Origin of the sequence: Ralstonia sp. RRA (assembly GCF_037023145.1) — a bacterium.
Taxonomy (GTDB): Bacteria; Pseudomonadota; Gammaproteobacteria; order Burkholderiales; family Burkholderiaceae; genus Ralstonia.
Window position 1 is genome coordinate 3582068 of the sequence record NZ_CP146091.1, and the last position, 24130, is coordinate 3606197.

The 24130-nt window shown below is 65.0% G+C and carries 32 protein-coding genes; 15 read left to right on the plus strand and 17 right to left on the minus strand.

What is annotated here, in order from left to right; translation table 11 throughout:
• Nucleotides 1-3 precede the first annotated feature (3 nt).
• Together V6657_RS17195 and V6657_RS17200 are read left to right on the plus strand one after the other, a co-directional pair.
• Nucleotides 4-441 carry a carboxymuconolactone decarboxylase family protein gene (locus V6657_RS17195; RefSeq protein ID WP_048935263.1) on the plus strand — a complete coding sequence of 146 codons (438 nt, stop codon included), beginning with the start codon at nt 4-6 and terminating at the stop codon, nt 439-441.
• Between the two features lie 109 nt (nt 442-550).
• Nucleotides 551-967 (plus strand): hypothetical protein, encoded by a 417-nt coding sequence (locus V6657_RS17200; protein WP_048935262.1) that lies wholly within the window; start codon nt 551-553, stop codon nt 965-967.
• Between the two features lie 3 nt (nt 968-970).
• Here V6657_RS17200 and V6657_RS17205 read toward each other — a convergent pair whose 3' ends face one another.
• On the minus strand, nt 971-2260 hold the full coding sequence (locus tag V6657_RS17205; RefSeq protein ID WP_048935261.1) for an MFS transporter: 1290 nt from the start codon (nt 2258-2260) through the stop codon (nt 971-973).
• Between the two features lie 295 nt (nt 2261-2555).
• On the opposite strand from V6657_RS17205, the gene V6657_RS17210 reads away from it, so the two are divergent.
• A complete protein-coding gene (locus V6657_RS17210; RefSeq protein ID WP_021197039.1) occupies nt 2556-2783 on the plus strand; it encodes a DUF2892 domain-containing protein in 228 nt (75 codons plus the stop codon).
• A 17-nt stretch (nt 2784-2800) separates the two neighbouring features.
• Entirely contained in the window at nt 2801-3316 is a 516-nt protein-coding gene (locus tag V6657_RS17215) for a sigma-70 family RNA polymerase sigma factor (RefSeq protein ID WP_048935260.1), read from the plus strand.
• A 20-nt stretch (nt 3317-3336) separates the two neighbouring features.
• On the opposite strand, the gene V6657_RS17220 is transcribed toward V6657_RS17215, so the two are convergent.
• Nucleotides 3337-4233, minus strand: a complete 897-nt coding sequence (locus V6657_RS17220) for a LysR substrate-binding domain-containing protein (RefSeq protein WP_048935259.1) — start codon at nt 4231-4233, stop codon at nt 3337-3339.
• Between the two features lie 134 nt (nt 4234-4367).
• Between V6657_RS17220 and argC the strand changes: the two genes are divergently transcribed.
• Complete coding sequence (argC, locus tag V6657_RS17225) at nt 4368-5288, plus strand: N-acetyl-gamma-glutamyl-phosphate reductase (RefSeq protein ID WP_048935258.1); 921 nt, start codon at nt 4368-4370, stop codon at nt 5286-5288.
• Between the two features lie 159 nt (nt 5289-5447).
• Nucleotides 5448-6284 carry a bifunctional allantoicase/(S)-ureidoglycine aminohydrolase gene (locus V6657_RS17230; RefSeq protein ID WP_048935257.1) on the plus strand — a complete coding sequence of 279 codons (837 nt, stop codon included), beginning with the start codon at nt 5448-5450 and terminating at the stop codon, nt 6282-6284.
• 71 nt (nt 6285-6355) lie between these two features.
• Here the strand turns inward: V6657_RS17230 and tam are convergent, their stop codons facing one another.
• Nucleotides 6356-7135: a trans-aconitate 2-methyltransferase gene (tam, locus tag V6657_RS17235; protein ID WP_048935256.1), complete on the minus strand. Its 780-nt coding sequence runs from the start codon at nt 7133-7135 to the stop codon at nt 6356-6358.
• A 101-nt stretch (nt 7136-7236) separates the two neighbouring features.
• Between tam and V6657_RS17240 the strand changes: the two genes are divergently transcribed.
• On the plus strand, nt 7237-8136 hold the full coding sequence (locus tag V6657_RS17240; protein WP_048935255.1) for a LysR family transcriptional regulator: 900 nt from the start codon (nt 7237-7239) through the stop codon (nt 8134-8136).
• Nucleotides 8137-8200: 64 nt separating this feature from the next.
• Here V6657_RS17240 and V6657_RS17245 read toward each other — a convergent pair whose 3' ends face one another.
• Together V6657_RS17245 and V6657_RS17250 are read right to left on the minus strand one after the other, a co-directional pair.
• Nucleotides 8201-8572: a hypothetical protein gene (locus V6657_RS17245; protein WP_048935254.1), complete on the minus strand. Its 372-nt coding sequence runs from the start codon at nt 8570-8572 to the stop codon at nt 8201-8203.
• A gap of 241 nt (nt 8573-8813) precedes the next feature.
• Nucleotides 8814-9941 carry a nickel/cobalt efflux protein RcnA gene (locus V6657_RS17250; RefSeq protein ID WP_048935253.1) on the minus strand — a complete coding sequence of 376 codons (1128 nt, stop codon included), beginning with the start codon at nt 9939-9941 and terminating at the stop codon, nt 8814-8816.
• A gap of 102 nt (nt 9942-10043) precedes the next feature.
• Between V6657_RS17250 and V6657_RS17255 the strand changes: the two genes are divergently transcribed.
• The 4 genes from V6657_RS17255 to V6657_RS17270 all read left to right on the plus strand — a co-directional run bounded on the left by V6657_RS17255 (nt 10044) and on the right by V6657_RS17270 (nt 11964).
• Nucleotides 10044-10316, plus strand: a complete 273-nt coding sequence (locus V6657_RS17255) for a metal/formaldehyde-sensitive transcriptional repressor (RefSeq protein ID WP_048935252.1) — start codon at nt 10044-10046, stop codon at nt 10314-10316.
• A 25-nt stretch (nt 10317-10341) separates the two neighbouring features.
• Nucleotides 10342-10743, plus strand: a complete 402-nt coding sequence (locus V6657_RS17260) for a hypothetical protein (protein WP_048935251.1) — start codon at nt 10342-10344, stop codon at nt 10741-10743.
• Between the two features lie 91 nt (nt 10744-10834).
• Nucleotides 10835-10990: a hypothetical protein gene (locus V6657_RS17265; protein ID WP_160315310.1), complete on the plus strand. Its 156-nt coding sequence runs from the start codon at nt 10835-10837 to the stop codon at nt 10988-10990.
• A gap of 110 nt (nt 10991-11100) precedes the next feature.
• Nucleotides 11101-11964: a DMT family transporter gene (locus tag V6657_RS17270; RefSeq protein WP_048935250.1), complete on the plus strand. Its 864-nt coding sequence runs from the start codon at nt 11101-11103 to the stop codon at nt 11962-11964.
• 36 nt (nt 11965-12000) lie between these two features.
• On the opposite strand, the gene V6657_RS17275 is transcribed toward V6657_RS17270, so the two are convergent.
• The 5 genes from V6657_RS17275 to V6657_RS17295 all read right to left on the minus strand — a co-directional run bounded on the left by V6657_RS17275 (nt 12001) and on the right by V6657_RS17295 (nt 16524).
• On the minus strand, nt 12001-12825 hold the full coding sequence (locus V6657_RS17275; RefSeq protein ID WP_048935249.1) for a CPBP family intramembrane glutamic endopeptidase: 825 nt from the start codon (nt 12823-12825) through the stop codon (nt 12001-12003).
• Between the two features lie 87 nt (nt 12826-12912).
• On the minus strand, nt 12913-14265 hold the full coding sequence (locus V6657_RS17280; protein ID WP_048935248.1) for an ATP-binding protein: 1353 nt from the start codon (nt 14263-14265) through the stop codon (nt 12913-12915).
• Nucleotides 14241-14906, minus strand: a complete 666-nt coding sequence (locus V6657_RS17285) for a response regulator transcription factor (protein WP_048935247.1) — start codon at nt 14904-14906, stop codon at nt 14241-14243. Before V6657_RS17285 ends, V6657_RS17280 begins: the two co-directional genes overlap by 25 nt.
• An 18-nt stretch (nt 14907-14924) precedes the next feature.
• Nucleotides 14925-15689 carry a membrane protein gene (locus tag V6657_RS17290; RefSeq protein ID WP_048935246.1) on the minus strand — a complete coding sequence of 255 codons (765 nt, stop codon included), beginning with the start codon at nt 15687-15689 and terminating at the stop codon, nt 14925-14927.
• 10 nt (nt 15690-15699) lie between these two features.
• Nucleotides 15700-16524, minus strand: coding sequence for a hypothetical protein (locus V6657_RS17295; RefSeq protein ID WP_338754428.1), 825 nt, complete (start codon nt 16522-16524; stop codon nt 15700-15702).
• Between the two features lie 141 nt (nt 16525-16665).
• Between V6657_RS17295 and V6657_RS17300 the strand changes: the two genes are divergently transcribed.
• Nucleotides 16666-17295: a hypothetical protein gene (locus tag V6657_RS17300; RefSeq protein ID WP_048935244.1), complete on the plus strand. Its 630-nt coding sequence runs from the start codon at nt 16666-16668 to the stop codon at nt 17293-17295.
• Between the two features lie 28 nt (nt 17296-17323).
• Here the strand turns inward: V6657_RS17300 and V6657_RS17305 are convergent, their stop codons facing one another.
• The 5 genes from V6657_RS17305 to V6657_RS17325 form a co-directional block, all read right to left on the minus strand.
• Nucleotides 17324-17725: a hypothetical protein gene (locus V6657_RS17305; protein WP_048935243.1), complete on the minus strand. Its 402-nt coding sequence runs from the start codon at nt 17723-17725 to the stop codon at nt 17324-17326.
• 84 nt (nt 17726-17809) lie between these two features.
• Nucleotides 17810-19120 carry an FAD-binding oxidoreductase gene (locus V6657_RS17310; RefSeq protein WP_048935242.1) on the minus strand — a complete coding sequence of 437 codons (1311 nt, stop codon included), beginning with the start codon at nt 19118-19120 and terminating at the stop codon, nt 17810-17812.
• A complete protein-coding gene (locus tag V6657_RS17315; protein WP_048935241.1) occupies nt 19117-19890 on the minus strand; it encodes an amino acid ABC transporter ATP-binding protein in 774 nt (257 codons plus the stop codon). Before V6657_RS17315 ends, V6657_RS17310 begins: the two co-directional genes overlap by 4 nt.
• A complete protein-coding gene (gene ehuD / locus V6657_RS17320; protein WP_021197019.1) occupies nt 19887-20558 on the minus strand; it encodes an ectoine/hydroxyectoine ABC transporter permease subunit EhuD in 672 nt (223 codons plus the stop codon). Before ehuD ends, V6657_RS17315 begins: the two co-directional genes overlap by 4 nt.
• Nucleotides 20559-20578: 20 nt before the next feature.
• Nucleotides 20579-21346 (minus strand): ABC transporter substrate-binding protein, encoded by a 768-nt coding sequence (locus tag V6657_RS17325; RefSeq protein ID WP_048935240.1) that lies wholly within the window; start codon nt 21344-21346, stop codon nt 20579-20581.
• Between the two features lie 205 nt (nt 21347-21551).
• Here V6657_RS17325 and V6657_RS17330 point away from each other — a divergent pair, with 205 nt between their 5' ends.
• The 3 genes from V6657_RS17330 (at nt 21552) to V6657_RS17340 (ending at nt 23190) form a co-directional block, all read left to right on the plus strand.
• Nucleotides 21552-22340 carry an IclR family transcriptional regulator gene (locus V6657_RS17330; RefSeq protein WP_048935239.1) on the plus strand — a complete coding sequence of 263 codons (789 nt, stop codon included), beginning with the start codon at nt 21552-21554 and terminating at the stop codon, nt 22338-22340.
• Nucleotides 22341-22399: 59 nt separating this feature from the next.
• Nucleotides 22400-22840: a thioesterase family protein gene (locus V6657_RS17335; protein ID WP_048935238.1), complete on the plus strand. Its 441-nt coding sequence runs from the start codon at nt 22400-22402 to the stop codon at nt 22838-22840.
• A 128-nt stretch (nt 22841-22968) separates the two neighbouring features.
• On the plus strand, nt 22969-23190 hold the full coding sequence (locus tag V6657_RS17340; protein WP_021197014.1) for a hypothetical protein: 222 nt from the start codon (nt 22969-22971) through the stop codon (nt 23188-23190).
• Nucleotides 23191-23263: 73 nt separating this feature from the next.
• On the opposite strand, the gene V6657_RS17345 is transcribed toward V6657_RS17340, so the two are convergent.
• On the minus strand, nt 23264-23584 hold the full coding sequence (locus tag V6657_RS17345; protein ID WP_048935237.1) for a DNA-binding transcriptional regulator: 321 nt from the start codon (nt 23582-23584) through the stop codon (nt 23264-23266).
• Nucleotides 23577-23942 (minus strand): type II toxin-antitoxin system RelE/ParE family toxin, encoded by a 366-nt coding sequence (locus V6657_RS17350; RefSeq protein ID WP_048935236.1) that lies wholly within the window; start codon nt 23940-23942, stop codon nt 23577-23579. The genes V6657_RS17345 and V6657_RS17350 overlap by 8 nt, the downstream gene beginning before the upstream one ends.
• Nucleotides 23943-24130 lie beyond the last annotated feature (188 nt).

Sequence of the window (24130 nt, forward strand, 5' to 3'; positions counted from 1 at the left end):
ATCATGGAACCTCGCCTCGACTTCTACACAGCCAATCCCGCCGCCATCCAGGCGGTGATGGGTCTGGAAAAAGCGCTGAGCAAGAGCACCCTGGAAAAGCCGCTGACCGAACTCGTGCGCCTGCGCGCTTCGCAGATCAACGGTTGCGCCTACTGCGTCGACCTGCATGCCAGCGATGCGCGCAAATGCGGTGAAGACAACCGCCGTCTGGCCACCGTTTCCGTCTGGGAAGAAACGCCTTTCTTTACCGACCGCGAACGCGCCGCGCTGGCATGGACAGAGGCCGTCACCCTCGTTGCGGAAACCCGCGTGCCGGACGACGTATGGCAGGCCGTGCGCGCCCAGTTTTCCGATGCCGAGCTGGTCGACCTGACGCTGCTGGTGTCCACCATCAACGCATGGAATCGGCTGGCGATCAGCTTTCGCAAGCTGCCGGCTTAAAGGGTGTCACCGACGCCAATCGTGGGCCGATGCAGGACGGATGCCCTGCCGCCTATACTCCAGCGACCGGCACGGCTCTCGCCTGACGGTGCCCCGCCCTGGAGCCTGCATGCATCCCGTTCGCACACTCAGCATCAACATCGAGCGCCACTTTGACGATGTGGCCGCCTTCCTGGCCGAGCCGCTGAACTACCCCACCTGGGCGACGGGTTTGTCGACCGGCCTGGCGCCCAGCACGCAGGGCTCGGGTGCGGCGCCCGACGAGTGGATTGCCGATGCGCCGCAGGGCAATGTGTTCATCCGTTTCAGCCCGCCCAACACGTTTGGCATTGCCGACCACTGGGTACGCTTGCCGGATGACACCGTCATCTATGTGCCGCTGCGCGTGGTACGCAACGGCGCCGGCACCACCGTTTCACTCACGCTGTTTCAACTGCCCGGCATGGACGATGCGCAGTTCGAGGCCGATGCCGAATGGGTGCAGCGTGACCTGGTGAAGCTGAAGACGGTGGTGGAAGCCGAATAACGCTCAGACTTTCTCCGCTCGCGGGGCTTGCGGAACGGCCTGTGGACCCGACGCGCCGGAGGATGCCGCCAGTGATGGATCGCCATGCGCATCCGACCCCTTCACCTGGCTCACCCAGAACACGCAGAACAGCCCCGCCGCCACGGCCAGCCAGCCGTTGAGCCCATAGCCATCGATGTGACCACCCGCGCTGGTGGACAGCAGCAGCCCGCCAATCCACGCGCCCGCCCCCGTGCCGACTGACATCACCGCGCTGTTGGCGGAGAGGAACGCGCCGCGCACCTTCGCGTCGGGCACGGTGGTCATTAGCGCCTGCATGGGCACCATGCGGCTGGAGAGGACCACCATGAAGCACGGGAAGAACAGCAGCAGGCCAATGAAGGGCCAGTCCGGCAGATGCGTCATCACCAGCACAGGGATGAACGCCAGCAGTGCCGCCCCCACAAACACACGGCGACGGCCATAGCGGTCAGCCAGCTTGCCCACGGCGCGCGAACTGAAGAACGACGCCGCGCCGCCCGCCACGTAGAGCCACGATAGATCCTGTGGCGCGATGCCATGGTTGGCCACCAGCACCGGCGAGATGAACGGGATCACCAGCATGTGCGAGCCCATCATCACGAAGGTCAGCAGGAACGCGCGCAGATGGCGCGGGTTGCTCAGCAACTGCCACAGGCCCGCGAGGATCTGGCCGGGTGTCTGGTGAGTATTGCTCAGGTGTTCGGTCAGCGGCGGGATGGTGTGCCGCGCGCCCAGCCACGTCAGCGCGGTCAACACGGTCAGCAGGAAGAACGGCGCCGTCCAGCCGAGGTGTGCCCCCAGCGCGATGCCCACCGGCACGCCGGCCATGGCTGCCAGTGCAAACGACGACATCACCACGCCGGTGGCCGCGCCACGCCGCGCGGGCGGAATCACATCCGACAGGATGGCGAGCACGAGCGAACCCAGCACGCCGCCTGTGAGCCCCGCAAACGCGCGCGCAAACAGCAGCATGCTGTAGCTGCCCGATAGCGCGCAGGCCAGGTTGGCCAGCGTGAACAGGCCGTAGACGGTCAGCAGCAGGCGGCGCCGGTCAAAGCGATCGGTGTACGTGGCGGCCAGCAGGCCCGAGGCGCCGGAGCACAGCGAATACACCGACACCGCCGTGGCGAACGCCGCCGGGCCGATGCCAAACGTATGCATGATCTGCGGACCGAGTGGCATCATCACCATGAAATCCATGATGACGGTGAACTGCGTGAGCGCGAGCAGCCAGAGCAGATGCCGCTCGCGCTTGGATTCAAGTAGGGGCATGGGAGAGAACGGAGAAAGCGGAGAAAACAAAGAGAGGGCGCTTGTCTCCGTGGCGGGGATCGCCCGGGTGATGTTGACGCCGCACTATGTCTAAAAACATATCTTAAGATAGTTATCGCAACTGGCGAAGTCAACCCGAATTTGCGTGACGCGCATACAACGGCGGCCATCATGCGCCTGCCGTACGGGTGCGGCGCAGATTTTTTTTTGAGGGGCGCGAATCCGTTCGGGCAAACGGCGCCTCTTAGGGGCGAGGACTGTCCTCACCTTTCGTCCGACCCCTTTGGAGAACATCATGTCGTTTCTGAAATCTGCCCTGTATGTGAAGAACGTGCCGAACTGGGAGCGTGCCGTGCGCATCGTGCTGGCATTGGCCGTCGTTGTTGGTGGCCTAGCCCTGGCGGCTGCGCCCTGGAACTGGTTGCTGGCCGCCGCCGGCGCCGGGTTTGGCCTGACCGGTGTGGTGGGCTTCTGCCCGGCGTGTGCGCTGGTCGGCCGCCGGCTGCAACCACCCAAGCGGTAACCCGCGCGACTGACGCCATGGACCTTGTCCGTCACCAACCGCTGCTCGATGCCGCCCGCGCGGGTGACGTATCGGCCATCGAGCGCCTGCTGGCCGTCTGCCAGCCCGACATCCGCCGCTATGCGCAGCGCAACTGCCTGATCTCCGACGTGGATGACGCCGTGCAGGAGAGCCTACTGGTGCTGTCACGCAAGGTGGGTTCGCTGCGCGCGGCGGCGGCGTTCTCCAGCTGGCTGTTCGCCATCGTGCGCCGCGAGTGTCATCGCATGGCGCGCAAGGCGCTTTCGACCGACCCGTGGGATGACGACAAGGTGGAAGCGTGGCTCGCGCGCCTGCCCGTCGATGACCTGCGGCACGACGTGGCCGCCGCGCTGGAATCTTTGCCCGCGCACTATCGCGAGATCATCGTGCTGCGCGACCTGAACGAGATGACCATCGGCGAAATTGCCGATCAGTTGAACGAATCCCGTGCGGCAGTGAAGAGCCGCCTGCACCGGGCGCGGCAACTCACGCGCGAATACCTGCTCGGCTGAGGCCCAGCCCGAACACTGCCCTACCGCGCACGCATGCCCCACAGCACGTCGAGCACATGCTGCGTGGCGCGTTCGATGTGCCCCGCCCGATGTGCGATGCCAAGCTGGCGCCACAACGCTGGCCGCAGCGGCCGCATGACGATGCGCGCATCCGGCACGGGCGTGGCCGCTTCGTGTGGCAGCAGCGTGGCGCCGTAGCCCGCTGCCACCAGGCTCTTGATCGCATCGTTGTAGTTGAGCTGGATGCGCGGCGTGGGGTGGTGGCCGTCGGTGGCAAACCACTCCGCCGTCAGGCGCGAGAGCCGTGTGGTGGTGTCGTTGAGGATGAGCGGCTGCCCTGCCAGCCACGCCGGCGTGACACGTGCGGGGCTGTGCCAGTGCGCCGGCAGAAACGCCATGACCGGGTCGCGCCGCCACGGCTTGATTGCAAGTTTTGTCCCCTGCGCCGCTACCTGCGATTGCGGCAGCGCCACCAGCCCGATATCGAGCGCACCGTCGGCCAGCCGCGTGAGCGTCTCCTGCGAGGTCAGCACCGCCACCTGCACGTCGATGCCCGGATGATCCTGCCGCAGCACCTCCAGCGCCTGCGGCAGCAGATGCGCGATGGCGCCGGTGGATGCGCCCAGCCGCACGCGCCCGCTCAAGCCCTGCACTTGGCGCTGGATATCGTCCAGTGCCTGCTCCGCATCCGCCAGCAGGCGGCGCGCGCGCTCAACCATCACCTCCCCGATCGCCGAGGGGCGAACCTGCCCGCGCTTGCGCGACAGCAGCGGCGCACCCACGCGGCCCTCCAGCTCGGCAATGTGCAGGCTGACTGTGGGCGGCGCTAGGTGCAACGCGCGTGCGGCATCGGCAAACGAGCCGCGGTCGGCCACCTCCACCAGGGTGCGCAGGCGGTCCAGGCTGATCTCTCTCATGGCGGGCTTCCAGTTCAGAAAAACTGAAGATGAGCGTTGTGAAATTCAACTTTTCATAGGCAACGCATGCCGTGAAGATAGCGACTCCCGCATCGTTTTGCACGCACCGCATTTCTGTACTGGAGGACACCAGCATGGCTGCACCCCTGATCTTCATCGACGGCGACCAAGGCACCACTGGCCTGCAGATTCATGAGCGCCTGCGCGGCCGCACAGATCTGCAACTGCTGACACTGCCGGCTGATGCCCGCAAAGATGCGCAACGCCGTGCCGAGGCCATCAACGCCTGCGATATCGCCATCCTGTGTCTGCCGGATGCGGCCGCGCGCGAAGCGGTGGCGTCCATCGTCAACCCGGACGTACGCGTGATCGATGCCAGCTCCGCACATCGCACCACGCCGGGCTGGACGTATGGGTTTCCGGAGATGAGCGCGGGACAGGCGCAGCGTGTTGCAACGGCATCACGCGTGACGAACCCGGGCTGCTACCCGACCGGCGCGATCGCGTTGCTGCGCCCGCTGGTGCAGGCGGGCCTGGTGCCGACGGACTACCCGATCAGCATCCACGCCGTGTCGGGCTACTCCGGCGGCGGGCGTGCGGCGGTGCAAGCCTACGAAGGCCTCGAGGCCGCCAACGCGCTGCCGTTCCAGGTGTACGGGCTTGGCCTGGCGCACAAGCACACGCCGGAAATCCAGCAGCACGCCGGGCTCTCGCAGCGGCCGATGTTCGTGCCCGCGTATGGCGCGTATCGCCAGGGCATTGTGCTGACGGTGCCACTGGAATTGCGCCTGCTGGCGCCGGGCGTTGATGCGGCTGGGTTGCATGCGTGCCTGGCCGGTCACTACGCCGGGGCACAGCATGTGGAGGTGATGCCGCTGCAGGTGTCGTCCGCGTTGCCGCATCTGGACCCGCAGGCACTCAACGGCACCAACGACATCCGCCTGGGCGTGTTCAGCAACGACCACGGTCAGATCCTGCTGACGGCGGTGTTCGACAACCTGGGCAAAGGTGCCTCAGGTGCAGCGGTGCAGAACCTGGAGCTCATGTTGGCCTGAAGTTGAGGCGCGCGGGCGCCGGCAGGTAGTGGGAAATCGAATGAATGGCATCGCAACATTTAATTGGTCGATCGTGGGCGACTTCGCTATCGTCAACGCCGCCCGCGTACGGAAGTGAACCGTGTCATGCGTCGGGACCAACCCATTGCTGGATGCTTTATGTCTAAGACCACGTATTACGCGCCGCATGGCGGCCACCCGCCGCAGACCGATCTGCTGACCGATCGCGCGATGTTCACCGAGGCGTACGCGGTGATCCCCAAGGGGGTGATGCGCGACATCGTCACGAGCTGGCTGCCGTTCTGGACGAACACGCGCCTGTGGGTGATCGCCCGCCCGCTGTCGGGGTTTGCGGAAACCTTCTCGCAGTACATCGTTGAAGTGAACCCGGGCGGCGGCAGCGACAAGCCCGAGCAGGACAAGAACGCCGAAGCCGTGCTGTTCGTCGTTGAAGGCGAAGCCGAGCTGACGCTGCAAGGCAAGAAGCACACGCTCAAGCCGGGCGGCTACGCATTCATTCCGCCGGGCGCGGACTGGACGCTGCACAACGTGAGCGATGCGGCTGTGCGCTTCCACTGGATCCGCAAGCACTACCAGGTGGTCGATGGCATTCCGCTGCCGGAAGCCTTCGTGACCAACGAGCAGGACGTCGAGCCGATCCCGATGCCGGGCACCAACGGCGCTTGGGTGACGACGCGCTTTGTCGACATGAGCGACATGCGCCACGACATGCACGTGAATATCGTGACGTTCGAGCCGGGCGGCGTGATTCCGTTTGCCGAGACGCACGTCATGGAGCATGGCTTGTACGTGCTCGAAGGCAAGGCGGTCTATCGCCTGAACCAGGACTGGGTCGAGGTGGAAGCAGGCGACTTCATGTGGCTGCGCGCGTTCTGCCCGCAGGCCTGCTATTCGGGTGGCCCTGGCCGCTTCCGCTACCTGCTGTACAAGGATGTAAACCGTCACATGAACCTGTTGCTGAACCCGTCGCGCTAATCGCCGCGCAGGTCAGACGAAAAAGCCCGTCGGTATATGCCGACGGGCTTTTTTCATGGGGGCCGCAGTACCTATTTGCGCGTCGCCACGATGAACAGGCGCGGGAACGGCAGCAGGACGGTGCCGTCCTCTTGCGCCGGATACGCCTGTGCGATCGCGTCACGATAGCGCGTGAGGAAGGCGCTGCGTTCGTCATCGTTCAGCGCGGCGAGGAACGGCCGCAGCCCCGTGCCCTTCAACCATTCCACCACCGCATCCGCGCCACCACGCAGCGGGTGGTAGTACGTGGTGCGCCACACATCCACGCGTGTGCACAGCGGTGACAGCAGCGCGTAGTAATGGCGCGGGTCGAACCGCTCGGTCCGCTCTACCCCTTTGAGCTTTGCGGCCCACGGGCCGGCAGCGGCCACTTCGCGCATCAGGCGGTGCGTGGGTTCGTCCAGGTTGTCGGGCATCTGGATCGCAAGGTGGCCCCCCTGCGTCAGTTTGCCGATCAGCTTCGGCAGCAGCGTGTCGTGCGCGGGCAGCCACTGCAGCACGGCGTTCGCGAGGATCAGGTCGACCGCACCGGGTTCATCCCACGTGGCAATGTCAGCGACATCAAAGCGCACATCGGGCAGGCGCTTGCGGGCAGCGTCGATCATGTCGGCCGAGCTGTCGATCCCGTGGACTACCGCGCCGGGCACACGTGCCATCAACGCCTCGGTCGAGTTGCCCGGCCCGCAACCGATGTCGACGGCACTGTGGATGGGCGTTTGCGGCACAGCGGCGAGCAAGTCCCGGGCGGGCCGTGTGCGCTCTTCTTCAAACTGAACGTATTGCTTCGCGCTCCAATCGTGTTGCGTTGTCATCACGGTTCTCCTTGCCGGGGTTGTGATCGATTGGCTGCATTCTGTGGTTTCCCGCTGGATCAGTAAAATGAATTCATTGTTCTCATTGATTCATTTATCTGATGAAGATCGATACGCTCGGTGTGCAGGCATTCGTGGCGATTGCGGAGTGTGGCAGCTTTACGCAGGCCGCCGACACGCTCCACGTGACGCAGACGGCGATCACGCAACGGCTGCGCAAGCTGGAGGCCTTCCTTGGCGTTGCGCTGATTGAGCGCACGACACGCCGGACGGAACTCACGGAAATCGGCCAGCGCTTTCTGCCGCAGGCGCGCCGGTTGTTGAACGAGCTGTCTGACGCGCTGACGGAAATTCGCGAGACCGGCCTGAGCCAGCGTGGAGACATCACGATTGCCTGCGTGCCGACGGTGGGCGTGCAGTATCTGCCGCGCATCCTGCGGGCGTTCTCTGCGCACCGGCCGCACGATCGCGTGAAGATTCTCGATCATGCCTCTGCATCGGTGTTGCAGGCGGTGCTGCGTCGTGAGGCGGAGTTCGGCATCAGCATTGCGGGCGATCAGCATCCTGAACTCACCAGCGTGCCGCTTACGAGCGACCCCTACGTGCTGATCTGCCGCGACGATCATCCGCTTGCGAAGCGACGGCGCATCCGCTGGGAGGCACTGCAACCGCATCCGCTGATCTTTGCCGGCGAGGTGAGCGGCAACCGCAGCCTGCTTGAGGGTGCACTCAAGAACAGCGGTGTGACACTGCATTCGTTCTACGAAGTCCAGCGCAGCTCCACAGCGCTGGGGCTCGTGGCCGAAGGGCTGGGTGCGGCGGTGGTGCCACGGCTCGCGATCCAGAAGAACGCGTACCCGATGATCCGGACGATTGAGCTGGTCGAGCCGCAGGTCTCGCGCACGCTGGTGCTCGTGACGCGCAGGGCGGCGCAGTTGTCGCCGGCGGCGCGTGCGCTCTACGAGATGATCGTCGAGGAAGGCGCGACGCTGGCGCGTTGATGTGGGATGACGGACGAGAAGGGCCACCGGCATGGGTGTGCCCTTCCTACGTCGGCAGCACGGCTCATGCGCGTGCGCCTTGCGGGGTGCTGGGGTAGGTGGAATCACGGTTCCATGCAAGCGCACCCTGTGTGCCGGCGCGCTGCTGGTCGGCGCCTTGCGCGTACGGATCGAAGCGGTCGCGCCTCCACGACAGATAGCCGTAGGTATCGGCCTGGCGATCCGCGCCTTGCGTGAACGGATCCGCCTTGTCCTGCTTCTGCCCTTGCGTGTAGGCGTCCACCTTGTCCAGGCGGCTCTGTCCTTGGGTATAGGGGTCGAAGCTGCGGGCGGCTGCAGCGGGTTGCGCCGCAAACAGGGCGGCGGAGGCCGTCAGCGTGGCCAGCAAGGCGAGTGACAGACGGCGGGTGCGTGCGAAGGAACGGGTGGTGTGCATGGTGAACTCCTCATGATTGAGCGTGCGCCATCTGTGGATGGCAGTCCGACGGATCGTTACCGGATGGCATCGACCTCCCCTGTTGGTCGCGGCATCAGAGCAAACCTGACACGGCTTGCACGAGAAATCTTTTGCACCAACCGGTATGCACAGATACGCAGGCCATGCCGCAGTGGATGCAGCATCGGTCAAACGTGCGCGTAACCCCACACACGCCCCGCGCACGCCCCACACGCGGCGCTCACGTCAGCTGCATCACCCCTTGCATCCCCTGCCAGCCCACGTACAGGCCGACAAGCGCGATCAGCCCACCCGAGAAGTACGGCGCCTTGCGCGCGAACTCACCAAAACCGCTCCAGCGCCGTGACACGTGCTTCACGCTCAGCGCCGCGAGCGCGCCCGAGGCGACCATCGTCAACGCCAGACCGATGCTGAAACACAGCACCAGCGCCGCGCCCAGGGTGATCTGCTTGAGCTGCAGGCACAGCAGCAGCACCGTGATGGATGCCGGGCATGGCACCAGCCCGCCAGTCAGGCCGAATATGATGATCTGGCCGGTCGTCACCTCGCGGTTGGCAAAGCGGCGGCGGATGTCGTTGGCGTGCGCGCGCTCGTGCGCGTCTTCGTAGCCGCCGGAAGACACGTCCAGCCCGCCGTGGTCATGCGCAGCATGTGCGTGGTCGTGCTCGATGAAGTCGACGTCGTAGTCGTGCCGGTGGTGCGCGTGCCCGAGTGACAGGCGGGCCGTGAAAGCATGCGGTTCGGGAATGGTCTGCTCCGATTCGAGAAAACCATCGCGCTGCACAAAACTGAAGGCTTGCCGGGTGCCATCGGGCCGCTCGGTCACCACGTCCACCTGGTCGGCTGACCACGCGTGGCCGTGTGTGCCGTGATGTGCATCTTCCTGCACCAGCCGGAAGCGCGGCGGTACACCGTCTTCGAACACTTCCAGCCGGACGGTACCGTGGCCGGTATCGATGCGCTTGATCTCGTCGTGATCATGATCGTGGTGATGGTCATGCGATGCGCGGGCGCTGCGCCACGTGCGCCACATCATCCAACCCGCCACGACGACGATCAGCACGGCGGAGGCCACCTGGAAATACGGCTCCGTCGCCTCCGGATTCCAGTTGCGGCCAAAGTACAGCCCCGCCATGGCCACTGCCCACACCACCGCGGTGTGCGACACGGTGGCCGACAACCCCAGCAGCACCGCTTGCGAGAGTGTGCCCCGGATGGCGACGATAAACGCCGCCATCATCGTCTTGGAGTGCCCCGGCTCCAGACCATGCAATGCGCCCAGCAGAATGGCGCTGGGGACGAACAGCCAGGCATTGCCTTGCTGCAGGAGGGTGGCGAACGCGGTCATGGATCGATAGCCGGTGGTGAACTCAGGAGAGCGAACTATACTCCCCCCTAGTATATTGATGCTACCCTCTCACGTCCTTCACCCACCTCAATCTTCCGACTCATGGCCCATACCATCCGCGACAAAGCCAAGCTGCTGGCGCGTGTGCGGCGCATCCAGGGGCAGGCGACTGCACTGGAAAAACAACTCGGCGAAGAGGGGGATTGCACGGCCATCCTGCAGCAGATCGCAGCCATTCGCGGTGCGGTCAACGGGCTGATGGCGGCGGTTCTCGAGGGCCACCTGATGGATCACGTGGTCAAGGAGCCGACCGAGGCGCAGCGTCAGGAGGACTTCGACGCCGTGATGCAGGTGATCAAGTCCTACCTGAAGTAAGACGACGTTCTCCCGTTCCCCACCCATGACAACGCAAGCTGAACGCAACCTCCAGCACGCGCACGCCCTGCTCGACTGGAACCGCGCGCATCTGCGGCACGACACGGTGCTCACCGAGGCCGTCATTGCTGAACGCTTTGCACCGCAGTTCACCGTGTTCGCAAACGGGCGGCATTACGATGCCAACTACGTGAACTACAAGACGTTTCTCGATGGCTTCAAGCACGCCATCGCCTCGATCGACTACAAGGTGACGCAGACCGTAGCGGACGCCGCCGGCGTGGTGCTCGGCATGCGCGCATCGGTCACGCGCACCCACGGTGCGGTCGACCAGTTCGAAGCCATGCTTCTGCTGCGCTTTGACGACGCAGGCAAGGTCAGCCTGTGGCACGAGGTGTATCTGCAGTCGCCCCACGCGGCGGGCTGACTCTGCGCGAAGGCCGCATGTCACTTGCGTGGTGCGGCCAACCTCGCTAACCTGCTGCAACGCCTTCGGCAAATTCCGATTCTTCGCATCCATGTCCCGACTTCACGCCACCTTCTTCGCTGCCGGCCAACGCGCCCGCATGGAAGACGTGTGCGTGCAGCCAGGGCCCTTCCCGCCTCCTGTCGTCTCGTCGGGCTACGACGTGATCGGCGCACAGCCGCCGCCACCTCTGCCCGCTCTCGGCTGACTTCCAGCCGCTTCGTTTCCGGTTGACCTGATCCAGGCTCGGGCTTGAACCCGAGGCAGGCGCACGCCTGCGCGCCGGAACCCGACATTCCTTTTCGACAGGTGAGTGGTATGCCTTCAATGCAAGCCGCGCTGGCAGGGTCCGGCGCGACGGTGTTATTCGTGCTGCTGTGGAGCAGCGGTGCAATCTTTGCGGAGATCGGGGTGCAGCATGTCCCGGCGTTCGCGTTTCTGGTGGGGCGGTTCGCGCTGGCCTCGCTGGTGCTGGCGGGGCTGGGCGTTTGGCGCGGGCGGTGGTGGCCTGCGCCGGGCACACGGTGGCAGGTCGCGGGCACCGGTGCGCTGCTGACCGGTGGCTATGCGATCTGCTATCTGCTGTCGCTTGACCGTGGGCTGACGCCGGGGCTGCTGGCTACGTTGCTCGGTGTGCAGCCGTTGCTGACGCTGTTGGCAACGGAGCGCGCTTGGTCTGCGCGACGCATGGCGGGGCTCGTGCTGGCACTGGGCGGGCTCGCGCTTGTCGTGGGTTGTGCCAACGCGCAGCAGGTGCCGATGGCGGGCCTCGGCTACGCGCTGGCGTCGCTGGCCAGCATGACGGTGGGAGCGATCTGGCAGAAGCGCCTGGGCCAGGCACCTATCGATGTGCTGTCGTTGCAGAACGCGGTGAGTCTGGTGCTGTGCGCGGTTTTCCTGCTCGCGCAGCCGATGCCCAGCGCCTTCGTACCCAGCATGCCCGGCATCGTCGCCTTACTGTGGATGGGCGTGGTCATGTCAGTGGGGGCGCAACTGCTGTTCTACCGACTCATGCAGCGCGGCAACCTTGTCAACGTGACGAGCCTGTTCTACCTCGTGCCAGTGGTAACGGCGCTGCTTGACGATGTGGTGCTGGGCCATCGTCTTGCATTGGTGGCGATGATGGGCATGGGGATGATTCTCCTGGGGTTGGCGGTGGTGTTTCGCGCCGCGCGCCGGTAACCATGCCAAAGCGGGCCGCTCGCAGTGGGCGGCCCGTTAGGCTTGTGGCTCTGCGCCTGATGCGGCACGGGGTGCGATGAGCTTGTAGAGCAGCCACGCACCCGCGCCGCCGCTGAGGACGGCAAACACAGTCCACGGCAGCGAAAGGTCAGACGTCGCAGACCACTCATTGGGCGCGTATTGGTAGGCGAGGATGGTGCAACCCGTGTTGTAGAACCCGTGAACGAGGATGCATGGCAGCAGCGAGCGCGTGCGCTCATAAAGCTTGCCCAGCAGCAAGCCAGTCACGAACGCGCCGACAAACTGATACACGTTCAGATGCGCCAGCCCGAACACCGCCGCCGAATGCACGATGGCGACGCCAGACGGGTACTGCTGCAGAAAGCTGCGCAGGATGATGCCGCGGAACAGCATCTCTTCGACGATGGGGGCAATCAGGCATACCAACACGATCGCGCCCAGCCCACCGGTGCTCATCTCCCGAAACATGTCGATCATCGACTGGCTCATTGGGAAGAAGTGCACCACGACGATCTGGATCAGCGTTTCGACCAGCAGCAGCCCCGGCGTCAGCAGCAGGATGGGTACGGAAAACAATCCGAGCGCGGCCTTCCATGAGCTTGTGCTTTCATGAAAGAGATCGCGGTAGGTTCGCTTGGCGTGATGCAGCAGGACGGTGAACACGAGCCCGCAGGCCAGCACCCGTCCGATACTCTGAATGCTGATGCGCTCAAGTCCGGCGTCTCGGCCGAACTTCCAGATGAGCGCGTCCATGAAGTACTCCGTGAAATAGAGCACGAGAAGAATGCAGAACGCTTCCAGCAGATTCGGAAAGTGATAGCGGTGCTGTGTAGGCGGCATCTGGGCGACGGAGTAGACGGCAGGCTGAGAAGCTGCCGATCTTCGCACGAGGTGCCCGCCTTGGCCGGACTGCCGAAGTGGGGTGTGCTATCCAGCCAACGGTAGCCGCACAGTCACTCGCAGCCCACCCGTAGGGGTGTTTGCATCCTCCAGCACCACCTCTCCACCCAACCGCTGCACCACCGTGCTCACGATCGATAGCCCAAGCCCCGAGCCGGTCGCCTCATTGCCCAGCACACGGTAGAACGGATCAAACACGCGCACACGTTCATCGGCGGGGATACCGGGGCCGCTGTCCTGCACGGCAATCGACGCCACGCGCGCTTCGGTGGCGATCGACAGGTCGATGCTGCCGCCCTCCGGCGTGTAGCGGATGGCGTTGTCCACCAGGTTGCGCACCACGACAAAGAGGTCGAGCTCGTTGGCATGCACGTGGGCATCGGCTTGGGTGGTCACGCCCAGGTCCAATCGCTTGGCTTCGGCCAGCGGCATCAGGTCTTCGAGCACGCTGCGGAAGATGCGCTGGACGGAGACGGTGCTCTCCGGCACGCCGGTGGCCTCCTGTGCGCGGGCGAGCGTGAGCAACTGTTCGAGCAGCCCGCGGCTGCGCTCGATGCCTTGGCGCAGCGTGGCCAGTCGCTCCTGGGCATCGGCCGACATCGGTGCCTGCCCCAGCCGTTCGGCCTGCAGCGACAACGCCGTGAGCGGCGTGCGCAACTCGTGCGCGGCATCGGCCACGAAGCGATGCTGCGCTTCCATCGATTGCCCCACGCGTGCCAGAAGCCGGTTGATGGCCACCACGAACGGGCGTACCTCGTCGGGTACAGCTTCGGGCGCAATGGCGTGCAGTTGGCGCTCGTCGCGCTGGTCCACCTCGTGCGCGAGGCGCTTGATGGGCGCGAACATCTTGCGCAGCACGTCGGCCACCGCCAGCAGCAGGATCGGCGCCAGGATCAGGAACGGCATCAGCGTGCGGATGGCGCTGTCGCGTGCGGTTTCGTCGCGCACGGCGGTTTCCTGCGCCACGGCAATGCGCTGGCCGTTGTCGAGGGTGCGTACCCATACGCGGTATTCGCGCTTGCCGGCGTGCGCGGTCTGCATGCCGTCCACCAGGTCAGGTGGAAATGCCAGACGCGGCGCAGGTGTGCCGGCCGCAACGGTGCCATCCGGGCCGGGCAGCATCTGCACGATCACGCGGGCTTCCTGATCGGAAACGGGTGGCGCGCTTTTGGGACTCGCGGGCGGCGCGGGCAGATGCTCGGGGTCGAACATCGCGCCCACTTGGCGCAGCACGTCGTCCTGCAGTTCATGCGCCTCGCTAAAGGCGGAGACGAACGCAAAGCCGCCCGCGAGCACCGCCACGCCGATGATGATGATGGACAGCCACAGCGACAGCCGTCGCTGCAGTGATGCCCTCACCCACCCTTGGACACCATCCATCCCACGCCCCTGATGTTCTTGATGGCCTCCGCACCGAGCTTCTTGCGCAGCGCGTGGATGAGGAATTCGACCGCGTTGCTCGCCACCTCGTGGCCCCATCCATAGATGCGCTCTTCCAGTTCCGAGCGCGAGAGGATGGCACCTGGGCGCAGCATGAGCGCCTGCAACAACGCAAACTCGCGCGCCGACAGGCGCACCGCTTCGCCATCACCCATGCGCGCCTCGTGCGCGGCCGGGTCGAGCGTGAGCATGCCGTTGGTCAGCACCGGGCTGGCGGCTCCGCCCTTGCGGCGCAGCACCGCGCGCATGCGGGCCAGCAGCTCGACCATTTCGAAGGGCTTGAGGATGTAGTCATCCGCGCCGCCGTCCAGGCCGCGCACGCGCTCATTCACGGCATCGCGCGCGGTCAGGATCAGCACCGGCACCGGGTTGTCGCGGGCGCGCAGCGCGTTGAGCACGGCATGGCCGTCCTTGCCCGGCAGGCCGAGGTCGAGCAGCAGCACGTCGTAGTGTTGATGCGCGACCACGTCCAGCGCGGTCTGGCCGTTGCGCACCCAGTCCACCGCATAGGCGGCGTCGCGCAGCGCGGCATCCACGGCCGCGCCGATCATCGGATCGTCTTCAACAAGGAGAACGCGCATTCGGTTTCTGGTGGTGGCTCAAGCGGATTGCATGGCATCGCGCCGCGCCTGCCAGCTCGTATAGCCGATGGTGATGAGCAGGATCGCGAGTAGTACCAGTGATGCGCCCGCCGTGCCCAGGTTCATGCCGCCCGCGCTGATCGGCTTGGTCAGCAGGTCACCGCCCGTGGCGCCCAGCGGCCGTGTCAGCACGAAGGCCATCCAGAACAGCGCCACGCGCGAGATGCCGGTCAGATAATACGCCGCCACGATCAGTGCAATCACGCTGGCAATCAGCAGCGCCCCGCCCGCAAAACCCAGCCCCGACGAATCCGCCAGGAAATCCCCCAGCGCCGTACCCAACGTGTTGGACACGAGGATGGCACCCCAGTACAGCAGCTCCTGCTTGCCGCTGCGCACGTTCGCGATCGACAGCGATTTCTGGCTCAGCTTCCAGTAGACGAGCACCGCACACAGCAGGCTGGCGAGAATGGTCGAGCCGGTGGCGTAGCCCAGGCCTAGCGTGCGGTCCATGAAGTCCGACAGCGTGGTGCCGGCCGTGCTGGTCGAGAGGATCACCGCCCAGTACAGCAGCGGGTTGTACGTCTTGCTGCGCAACTGCGCGCCCAGCGTGATGAAGAAGATGCCGAGCAGCAGCATCGAACTGGCTGCGTAGCCAACCTTGAGCGTCATCGAGAGCAGGTCGCCGGCGGTTTCGCCCAGGGTGGTGGCGCAGATCTTCATGATCCAGAACGCCAGCGTGATCTCGGGCAGTTTGTTGGGGAGGGTGCGGGATGTGGTCATGAGGGTGTCCCTATCCTTGTGAAACCGAAGAATCGTGTGTGGTGTCCGCCGTGTGCTCCAGCGCCGACAGGTAGGCCACGAGCCCCACGACCACCGCCAGGAAGAGCGCGTTGACGGCGCCGGTGCTCAGGCCCAGGCCGCCGTTGGCCTCGGGCTGGGCGAGCAGGTCGCGGCAGGCGGCGCCCAGCGGGCGCGTCAGCACGAATGCCCACCAGAACATGGGGGCAGCGCCCGCGCCAAAGCCGAAGCGCGCCATGGCCGCCACCGCAACCAGCACACCAAAACCCAGGGCTGATTGTGCGTAGCCCAGGCGCAGGCTTTCGATCAGCCAGTCGCCGCCTGCGGTGCCCAGCGCAAAGGCCAGCAGCACCGCGAGCCAGTAGAAGCGCTCGCGCACGGGGGTGTCGACGGCATCGAGGGCGAGCGTGCCCTCGCGGCGGTGCCAGAGCACAAGCGTGGCAAGCAGGGCCACCGACAGCACCACGGTCGATGCCCCCGTCGGCAAGCCAGCACGCGCAATCAGCAGATCCACAACGAGCGTGCCGAACACGCTCGCCAGCAGTACCGTGATCCAGTACAGCCACGGCAGATAGCGGTGCGAGCGGAGTTGCCCCATCAACGCTGCCGCAAACAGCGCGCCCGTGACGACGGTGGTGCCGCCCAGCCCGAACTGCCAGCCGAGGTTGAGCGCATCGGCCGCAGCCGCACCCACCGTGGTGGACATCATCTTGATGATCCAGAACAGTGCGGTGACTTCGGGCACCGTGTTGCGCCGGCCCGGGTGTGATGCGGCGTGCATATGCGAGGCGGGGATTCGAGAGTTGGGGGATTCCACCGCAGTCTGCCCAGCCAGACTTAGATGCCCCATAGGCCGTCAATCACCACGAATGTTGTGTCACAGCGTCATATGCGCGCGGCACAATACCCACCGATTCGGCCGGCCTGTCTTCCTTCATCCCACCTGAGAGGAATTGCCATGGTGACGCTGCTCTTGAACGCCCCTGCCCCCGACGAACATGCCGCGCAGACCCACTTTGGCGGGCGCCCGCTGGTGCCGGCCGATGCGCCCTTCACGTGGCCGTGTTGCGCCGCGTGCGAGCAGCCGATGCAGTTTCAGGGGCAGATTGGTGTGGAGGCCACGGCCGAGCATCCGGCCGGGTTGTTGCTGGTGTTCATGTGCCAGAACGACCCCGGCTGTTGTGACGAGTGGGACCCAAACGAAGGTGGCAACCTCGCCGTGTTTGTCCCGGCGGGTGCCCTCACGCTGGCCGAGCCGCCCGCCGAGGGCCTGACCCTGCGCGAAACCACGAACGGCGCACGCACGGAAACACAAGATGCGGAAGACTACGAAACCGCCCGCCGACTATGGTGCGAGCGCACCGGCCAACCCGGCCGCCAGGTGATCGGCCAACTGCACGGTGCCCCGTCATGGCTGCAGGCGGATGAGACCCCTGGCTGCCCGGCCTGCGGTGCCCCCATGCACTTAGCCGCGCAGTTGGAGGAAGGCCCCGACGCGCACACCGCCATGAACTTCGGCGGCGGCTGCGCCTACCTCTTCCAATGCGCCAGCCACGCGGGGCAGGTGAAGTTCCTGTGGCAGTGCTGACGCGTTAGCGCAAGCGCTTGCTGGGGGCTTACTGCGCCAGGCGGCGCAGCTTCCATTCCCCGCTCGGCTGCTTGCACAGCCAGGCTGTCCACTGCTCCTTGCTGGAGCCGCGTGTCAGTTCGCTCTGCAGGCGTCGGCACGCTTGGCCGGCGTCGGTCTTGCTCTCCAGCGGCGTGATGGTGGCCTCGATAGCCGGTTGCCTGCCCTTGGCGGGCCACGTCCATTGCGCGGGCGTGTTGTCGGCGGTGTTGACCAGCGCACTGCCGATGGCCTTGGTGAACGACTTCACCTCCGTCTCGCTCATCGACCCGATGATGGTGCTGGCCAGCACATTGCGGAAATACGCGAACGACGGCGTGGCTGCGGCAAGCAGCGCGGCGCCCGTCAGGGCGAGGGCAACACGGCGGGCAGGAAGGCGGCGAAGCAGCATGGCGTGTCCTTGGGATGTGACGAGAGGTGCCTTCATCCTAGACCATGCTGCACCGCCCGGTTGTGACAGCCGTCAGCCGCCCCATCACCCGCCAAATTTGTCGAGCAGGCTGTACCACGCCACGCCGGCTGCAATGTAGAAGCGCTGCAGCCCATGCAGCGGGATCGGCGTGATGGGCGACACGGGGTACGGAAACGCCTCGCCGCTGCCCGACAGCCGCGCAGCAATGTGCTGGCCTAGGCTGGTGCACAGCGCAATGCCGCGTCCGTTGCAGCCAAGCGCCATCGTCACGCCCGGCGCGGGTTCGTGAATGTGCGGCATGAAGTCCCGCGTGATGGCGATGCGCCCTGCCCAGCGGTACTCGTACTCCAGCGGCCCCAACTGCGGAAACAACAACTCCAGTGAGCGTTCGAGGTGTGCAAAATCCTGCGCGTTGCGCGGCTCGGTGAAGAAGCCGCGTCCACCCATCAGCAGGCGCCCGGCTGCGTCTTTGCGGAAGTACAGCAGCAGCCGTTGCGAGGTGGAAGCGGTCTCGCCGCGCGCCAGGATGGCTTGCGCATCCGCCGCTCTGAGCGGCTTGGTCGCGACGATGAAGCTGTTGGCAGAAAGCACCGTCTGTGCCAACCCGGGCCACAGCGGGCCGGTGTAGCCGTTGGTGGCGATCACCACGCGCTGGGCGCGCACCAGGGCGCCCGTGCTGGTGGTGGCGATCCACTGCGTGCCCTGCCGCTCCAGGGCGGTGACGGTAGTGTGCCCGTGCACGACAGCGCCCGCTTGTTGTGCGGCACGCACCAACCCACGCGCATACCCCATCGGCTGAATGGCACCAGCACGGCCGTCAAGCCACGCGCCTGCAAACGCCTCGGTGCCGACCCGTTTGGCGACGGCCGCGCGGTCGAGCATTTCCACCGGTACGCCGCGCCTCTCCCACTGCCGGGCGCGGGCATGCAGCGCAGGTACGGCTTTGTCCGAATACGAGAGCTGCAGCCACCCTGCGCGCACCGGCTGGCAGTCGATCTGGTGCCGGTCGATCAGATCGAACACCAGATCGGCGGAGCGCGAGACGGCGTCGATCAGCGGCTCGGCGCGCGCGGCACCAAACAGGCTCACCAGTTCATCGGGGTCGTGCTTGAGCGTCGGGTTGACCTGCCCGCCATTGCGCCCGGACGCACCCCAGCCTGGATCATTGGCTTCCAGCACGGTGACCTGCGTGCCGCGTTCGGCCAGATGCAGCGCGGTGGAGAGCCCCGTGTAGCCACCGCCGATGACGAGCACGTCGGTGCTGGTCGAATCCAGCAACGGTGGTGTGGGTGGTGCGGCCGGTGCAGTGGCCGCCCACAGCGACGGTGGCAGCGGCTCGCCACCAACGGTGATGTCGAGTTGCGGCAGCGTCATGGCACGAGGTCTCCGGCCGGCGAATTGGCCACATCGTCCGCAGGCTTGTGCAGCACGCGGCGCAGGAAGTCTTGCGTACGCGGCTGGCGCGGCGCGCCCAGCACCTGTGCTGACGGCCCCTCTTCGACGATGGTGCCGCTGTGCAGAAAGCACACGCGGTCAGCCACCTCGCGCGCAAAGCCCATCTCGTGCGTGACGACGATCATCGTCATGCCTTCACGGGCGAGTGCGCGCATCACCTCCAGCACATCGCCGACGAGTTCCGGGTCGAGTGCGGAGGTGGGCTCGTCAAACAGCATCGCCTCGGGCTCCATCGCCAGTGCGCGGGCAATCGCCACACGCTGCTGCTGACCGCCGGAGAGCTGGTTCGGAAACGCCTGCGCCTTGGCGGCCAGGCCCACCTTCTCCAGCAACGTCATCGCCTTGGCACGCGCCGCGTCGGGCCGCTCACCTTTCACGTAGACGGGGCCTTCCATCACGTTCTCCAGCACGCTGCGGTGCGGGAACAGATTGAAGCGCTGGAACACCATGCCCATGCGGCTGCGCAGCGTGTGGATGGCTTTGCTGTTGCGATCGACGCGTTCGCCAAAGGCGCGGATCTCGCCGCCGTCGTACGACTCCAGCCCGTTGATGCAACGCAGGACGGTCGACTTGCCCGAGCCCGATGGGCCGATCAGGCAGACGACCTCGCCCTTGTCCACGTGCAGGCTCACGCCACGCAGCACGTGGTGGTCCCCAAAGTGCTTCTGCAGATCGCGGATCTCGATCATCGCTTGGCCCTCCCCGCGCCCATGCGGTGCTCAAGCCGGCGCAGGCAGTACACCAGCGGCAGGCTCATCACCAGATACAGCAGCGCCACCAGCGTGTAGACCGTCATGTTCTGGAACGTGGACGAGGCAATGAGCTGCCCCGCACGCGTCATCTCCGCCACCGTGATGGTGGACACCAGCGATGAATCCTTGAGCATCATCACCAGCGTGTTGCCATACGGCGGCAGCGCAATGCGAAACGCCTGCGGCAGGATCACGCGCCGCATGATGAGCGCGCCGCGCATGCCCATGGCTTCAGCGGCTTCGCGCTGACCGGGGTCCACGGCCTCGATGCCGGCGCGGAAGTTCTCGGCCTGGTACGCGGAATACGCAATGCCCAGCCCGATCACGCCCGCCTGGAACGCGCTGAGCTGAATGCCGATGTCCGGCAGCACAAAGTAGATGTAGAAGAGCTGCACGATGATCGGCAGCCCGCGAATGACGTTGACGATGGTCGCCCCCGCCGTCGATACGGCCTTGATGGGCGACAAGCGCATCAGCGCCAGCGCCAGACCAATCACACTGCTGAGCAGGAACGACAGCACGGTCACCTGCACCGTGACCACCGCCCCTTGCAGCAGAATCGGCAGGAACTCCTGCGCGTGTTCAATGAACGTTGCGACACTCATGGCGCATCACCGGTCTGGAATCAGATGCCCCACTTCTTCACGATGGCGTCCAGCGTGCCGTCGGCCTTGATCTTGGCGATGGCCTTGTTGATGCGGGTGAGCGTTTCGGTATCGCCCTTGCGCACCACCAGGCACACATCGCCCACGTTGGCGGGTTTGTAGTTGGGCGCGAGCTTCACGCCCTCGAAGGTTTTCTGGCGGATCTGGTACGCGATGATGGGCTGATCGCCCAGGCCGGCCTTGATGCGGCCCAGCGCCAGGTCGCGCGTCATGTCGGCCACCGAGTCGTAGCTGCGCACTTCCTTGAAGATGCCCTTCTTGTTGAGCATGTCGAGGAACACCGTGCCCACCTGCGCGCCCACCACCTCGCCTTTCAGGTCATCGAGCGTGGCGTAGTTCTTGGCATCGTCTGCCTTGACGATCAGACCCTCGCCGTACGAGTACACCGGGTCGGAAAAGTCCACCACCTGCGCACGTGCCGGCGTCTTCAACATCGCCGCCGAGATGATGTCGATCTTGTTGGACGTGAGCGACGGGATGAGCGCCGAGAACACCGTCTGCTGCACGTTCACGCTAAAGCCGCCGGCTTTGCCCACGGCGGTGACGGTGTCGACCATCATCCCCTGGATGGAATTCGTCTTCACATCCAGAAAGGTGAACGGCACGCCCGTGGCCGTGGCGCCCACGTTGTAGGTGTGTGCGCTACTACCTTGCGCCCAGGCGAACGATGCGGTGCCGAGCATGCACAGAACGAGTGCGGCGCGACGGAAAGTGGTGACAACAGACATGGCAACCCTCCAAGCAACGAAAAGAAGACGCACCCCGAACGTGAATCGACGGGGTCCGGTTCAGCCTTATGCAATGCGTGTGCCAATATTCGAGCGTGTTGCATCGACCTATAATTATGGAAAACCACTAGTCGACGCACATGAATCGATATGCGATTCTTTAGGCGTTCCAAGCTCGCTAGCAAGCCACTCAGGCGCCACTTCCATGACTGACACCGACGACGCGCCCAACCTGCTGTTCAACCAGTCGCTGGAGAAAGGGCTGGCCGTGCTGGGCGCCTTCAACGCGCAGCGCCGCACCATGACGATTGCCGAAGTGGCCGCCGCTGTGGGCATCAATAAAAGCTCGGCGCAGCGCATGGTCTACACGCTGGAGCAGCTCGGCTACCTGCGCAAGCACCCGCAGACGCGCCGCTACCAGCTCACCCCGGCGGTCATGAAGATCGGCTTCAACTACCTGGCCGCCGACACGCTCATCGACGTGGCCAACCCGTTCCTCTCCGAACTGACCAAGGTGACCACGGAAACCTCCTGCCTGACCGAGCCTGATCAGGACGAGATGGTGTACGTGGCCCGCTTCGTGAGCGCGCATTTCGTGCCGGTGCACATGCCCATCGGCAGCCGCATCCCGATGTACTGCACGGCATCGGGCCGCGCCTACCTGGCCGCATTGCCCGTGCCCGAGGCACAGGCCATTGTCGAGAAATCGCACCGCGTTGCGCACACCATGCACACTCGCACCGAGGTGGCCGACATCATGGAAACGCTGCGCGAAACCCGCCAGCGCGGCTACGCCATCAACCGCGAAGAACTGTTCCTCGGCGACATGACCATCGCCGCGCCCATCGTGAGCGGCAACGGGCGGGCGCTGGGGGCGATTCACCTCGTCGCGCCCACCGGGCGTTGGACGCCGGAGGAGATGGAAAACAAGCTGGGGCCGGCGCTGCTGCAATCGGCGCGGGCGATCTGCACGTCGGTGCGAGCGCTGGGGTAAGGCAGCGCCGCGCAAAGCCCGGCACAATGCACGCACCCTTGGCCGTTTCGAACACCACAATGACCCTCCCGCTGCTCAACGACTTCCCCCTGCAGGCCACCGACAAGCTCCGCTACGGCGACACCGACCGCCAGGGCCACATCAACAACGCCGTCTTCGCCACCTACCTGGAAACCGGCCGCGTTGAACTGCTCTTCAACCCGGACAACCCGCTGGCCGCACCCGGCTGCGAGTTCGTCATCGCCCAGCTTGTGCTCGACTTCCGCAACGAGATCCTCTGGCCTGGCTCGGTGCAGATCGGTACGCGCGTCGCGCACATCGGGCGCAGCTCGGTCAAGCTTGAGCAGGCCATCTTCCAGAACGGCCGCTGCGCTGCGACCTCGCAGTCGGTGATCGTGCAGATCGACGTCGCCACGCGCCAATCGGCAGCGATTACCGATAGCGCACGGGCACGACTGGCCGCCCTGGTTGTGACCCCGGCCGGCGCGGAAACCGAGTAAGCGAACGCGCGCTGCGTGACGCCCGGTCGACGCAAACGACAGCGCGCGAAAATTTTTAACTTTGTTTGCGCTTCTGTCACTTGCCGGTGGGAAGATGGCTCTCCCTGTTCAAACATGCGGAGGTGACCATGGGACTGTTGGATGAAGTGGGCAAGATCGCCGGCGCCGTCGCCGCCGTTGAAGCCGCTGAAAAAGTCGATCCGGATGCTGGTCTGTTGACCAAGGGCATCGCCGCCATTGCCGGCTTCAAGGGCGCGGGCGCACTGGAAGAGATGGTGGAGAAGAAAGACGAAGCCAAGGCCGACGGTGCCGAGGCTGCTCCGGAAGATGGGGCTGCGCCGCAGGCTTGATTCGCTTGCAGGCTCGAAAGGATTTGGGGGACCCCGCCGGTTGGCGGGGTTTTTGTTTGTGTGGAGACGCTGATCAGGAGAACACTGCCAGCCCGTGCTTCTGCACAAGCTGCAGCAGGCGCGCCGCGATACCACTGGGTTTCTTGTCACCCTGCTCCCACTGCCGCACCGTCGACGTTGTGGTGTTGAGATAGGCAGCAAACACACTCTGGCTGACGTTGACCGATTTGCGGATACGCGCGATTGCCTGTGCATCGAACTCAGGCACGGGCTCGAGACAGAGTTCGTCGTACTCGCGCATGGTTGTCTTGTCGATGAGCTTGGCGCGATGCAGACCGGACGCGGCGCTGTGGATGGCTGCGGCGGCATCGCTCTTGAAACGTGTCTTAGTCATGGCAAATCTCCACCAACTCTTTTAGCGCGATCAACGAGTCCACTTCTGCATCGCGAAGCCCACCAAAATCAGCGGCCAGCTTCCGGAATGCCTTCAGTTCCCGGCCATCGATGTTGTCGCGGTCACTCTTGGCGAACAGGAAGACAAAGAACCAGGAATGGCCGATCTTGTTGACGACGATGCCGCGTCTGCGGTTTTGGTCCAGGCGCTTCTTCCAGACGTTGCCGCCCAGGTCGTCCCCCATGCCTTGCATCAACTGCTTTGCCGCGCGACACAGGTCGATGTCATGGATACCAGCGGTTTTCGCTGCTTTGCTAAACCACTTCGTTTTGAATACACGCTGTACGGATGGCGTCATGGTGCGGCTCATTAACTATACCACTTGGTGGTATAGGTTGAGTTGACCCACTAAGGGGACGGAGACCGCAACTTAGCCAATGGCATTGGCTATCACTATCGGAATTGGCCGCAAACTTCTGCGCGGGACTTCTGCGTCGAAGCCGAGCCCCTATGGAACCAGAAGGACGTATCCCAGAGACGGGCGGG